The sequence below is a fragment of the Actinoplanes sp. NPDC051411 genome (genome assembly GCF_040682075.1).
Classification (GTDB): Bacteria; Actinomycetota; Actinomycetes; order Mycobacteriales; family Micromonosporaceae; genus Actinoplanes.
The window spans coordinates 1-2,405 of the sequence record NZ_JBFBAD010000277.1 but is presented as its reverse complement, the minus strand read 5'-3'; the positions used below and the strand labels follow the sequence as shown (position 1 = coordinate 2,405).

The 2,405-nt window shown below is 69.5% G+C and carries 3 protein-coding genes; 2 read left to right on the top strand and 1 reads right to left on the bottom strand.

Going from position 1 to position 2,405, the window contains the following annotated elements; translation table 11 throughout:
• Window positions 1-140 precede the first annotated feature (140 nt).
• On the bottom strand, window positions 141-908 hold the full coding sequence (locus tag AB0M88_RS53165) for a FadR/GntR family transcriptional regulator (RefSeq protein ID WP_364116287.1): 768 nt from the start codon (window positions 906-908) through the stop codon (window positions 141-143).
• Between the two features lie 84 nt (window positions 909-992).
• Here AB0M88_RS53165 and AB0M88_RS53160 point away from each other — a divergent pair, with 84 nt between their 5' ends.
• Together AB0M88_RS53160 and AB0M88_RS53155 are read left to right on the top strand one after the other, a co-directional pair.
• Window positions 993-1,715: a class II aldolase/adducin family protein gene (locus tag AB0M88_RS53160; RefSeq protein WP_364116284.1), complete on the top strand. Its 723-nt coding sequence runs from the start codon at window positions 993-995 to the stop codon at window positions 1,713-1,715.
• Window positions 1,716-1,750: 35 nt separating this feature from the next.
• Window positions 1,751-2,326 carry a cupin domain-containing protein gene (locus AB0M88_RS53155; protein ID WP_364116281.1) on the top strand — a complete coding sequence of 192 codons (576 nt, stop codon included), beginning with the start codon at window positions 1,751-1,753 and terminating at the stop codon, window positions 2,324-2,326.
• Window positions 2,327-2,405: the final 79 nt, after the last annotated feature.

The following is a 2,405-nucleotide window of genomic DNA, read 5'->3' as shown; positions in this document are numbered from 1 at the left end:
CGCGCCCCCCCCGCGGCGCCGCGCGGGGGGGCGGGGGGGCCCCCGCCCCCCCCCCCGGGGGGCGGGGGCCCCCGCCCCACCCACCCCCACCCCCACCCGCCCGCCCGCCCCACCCCCCCCCGGCCCCGGAGACCGGAAGATCAGGCGTTGTCGCGGGCGGCCTTGGCCCGGCCCACCCGCCGAGCCGTCCGGTCGAGATGAGCCCGCATGATCTGCTCGGCCTCCTCGACGTCGCGACGGGCGACCGCCTCGACGAAGTCGCGGTGCTCGTTGGTGCCCCGGACACCCATCAACGGCGCCGCCACCTGGGCCTCCCGCAGCGACATGAGTAAAGGCCCGTGGAACGAATGGACCAGCATCTCGATCGCCGAGTTGTGTGTGCAGGCGGCGACCCGCACGTGGAAGGCGGCCGACATCTGCATGTTGTATTCGCCCTTCTTGAGGGCCTCCTGATGCTGGGCGACCATCTCCCGCAGGTCGGCGATGTCGCGCTCGTCGGCGCGGGCGATGACCAGCGGGATGATGCCCAGCTCGAAGACCTGCCGGGCCTCGGTCACCTCGGCCGCGGTCATCGGGGACAGGCTGATCAGGTCGGCCAGCCCGCTGCCCAGCTTGCCGGAGTTGGGGGTCGTGACGATCGCGCCGCCGCGCGCGCCGACCCGGATCTCGATCAGGCCGCCCGCCTCGAGCACCCGCATCGCCTCGCGCACCGTGACACGGCTGACGCCCATCTGCTCGCCCAGATCGCGCTCGCTCGGCAGCCGGTCGCCGGGGCGCAGCTGCTCGCTGCGGATCAGGCTGCGGATCTGCTCGACGATCGCTTCGGACATCCGGTTGGAGGACACCGTCTTGAACAACCGGGGATCGCCCTTGATCGGCTCCCGGGGCGTGACCACACCCTCGCTCATGTTGATTCCTTTACTGGAGGGGTAGTCCATCCCTCACATGTTTGTTGTTAAAGGTTAGACCACCAGTCCACTAGTGTGCCCATCATGTCAGACATAACGGCGACGATCGCCACCGCGTGTCGGGTGATGGCGGCCTGCGGACTGGTCGAACACGTGCTGGGCCATATCAGCGCCCGTCAGGGGGACTCCCATCTTCTCGTACGTTGTCGCGGCCCGCGAGAGGCGGGCCTGGCGGCGACCGAGCCCGAGGACATTCGACGAGTGCCGATGGCTGGGACGCCGGACCAACTTAACGGCTGGACCGCCCCGAACGAATTGCCTATCCACAGGGCGGTCCTGCGCCGGCACGGTCTGTCCACAGCCGTTGTGCACGCCCATCCCCCCGCGGTAGTGGCGGCCTCGCTGCTCGATGAGCCTTTGCTGCCGATCTATGGGTCCTACGACATTCCGGGCGCCCGGATGGCGGCCGACGGCATCCCGGCCTGGGACCGCTCGGCGCTGATCACCACCGATGAGCTGGCCGACGCGATGGTCGACGCGCTCGGCGACCGGCCGGTGGTGATCCTGCGCGGGCACGGTCTGGTGAGCGCGGCCGGCGGCGATCCGGAGACCGCGGTGAAGACGGCGGTGCTGCAGGCCATCGCGGTCGACACGCTCGCGCGGATGACGCTCGCGGTGCGGCAGGCCGGCGGCACCCCGCGCGCGATCAGCGACGACGACCTGGCCGCGCTGCCCGATCTCGGGGGCGGCTTCAACGTCGAGACGATGTGGCGGTTCCTGTTGACACGACTCCCCGCGAAAGCTTGACTGTCTAATGGACTGACCATTATCCAGGAGGCCCCATGCGCGACGACTATGAAAAAGGCGTGCTCTCGAGCGAGAAGAAGAACCTGGACTCCTCGGAGATCGCCGCCCGCGACGAGTTCAACAAGCAGCACCCGCCGACCAAGGGCCTCGTCGTCGAGGACGACCTTCGCAAGATGGACCTCCCGGCCCGGCCCTGGCGCAAGAACAAGGGGCACTACTTCGACCTGGCCGACTACGAGGTGCTCGGCGCGCACATCTCCGAGCTCATGCCGGGCCGCAACTCGGTGCGCCACCGCCACACCACCGAGGCGTACCTCTACGTCGTCAAGGGCCACGGCTTCTCGCTGATCAACTACGACGACGAGCCGATCGAGGCCGTCGAGTGGCAGGAGGGCACGCTCTTCGCGCCGCCCCGCTGGGCCTGGCACCAGCACTTCAACCTCGACACCGAGGACACGTCGCGCTATCTGGCGATCCAGGACACCGGCCTGCTGCGCACGCTGCGCCTGCACAACATCGAGCGGCACTCCGTGCAGCTGACCCCCGAGGACGCCCAGCTCGTCCTCGAGGAAGCGGTCAAGCAGGGCCGGGCCCACAACCACAAGCGCTGAGCCTTTTCGGTGGCGGGCGGGGGGTTAGCCCGGGCGCGGGCCGGAAGCCCGCGGTACACGAAAATAGTGATGATTGCCG

Excerpts from the sequence above, each read along its gene's own strand:
- AB0M88_RS53165 (WP_364116287.1), bottom strand. The coding sequence starts at position 908 with ATGAGCGAGGGTGTGGTCACGCCCCGGGAGCCGATCAAGGGCGATCCC.
- AB0M88_RS53160 (WP_364116284.1), top strand. The coding sequence starts at position 993 with ATGTCAGACATAACGGCGACGATCGCCACCGCGTGTCGGGTGATGGCG.
- AB0M88_RS53155 (WP_364116281.1), top strand. The coding sequence starts at position 1,751 with ATGCGCGACGACTATGAAAAAGGCGTGCTCTCGAGCGAGAAGAAGAAC.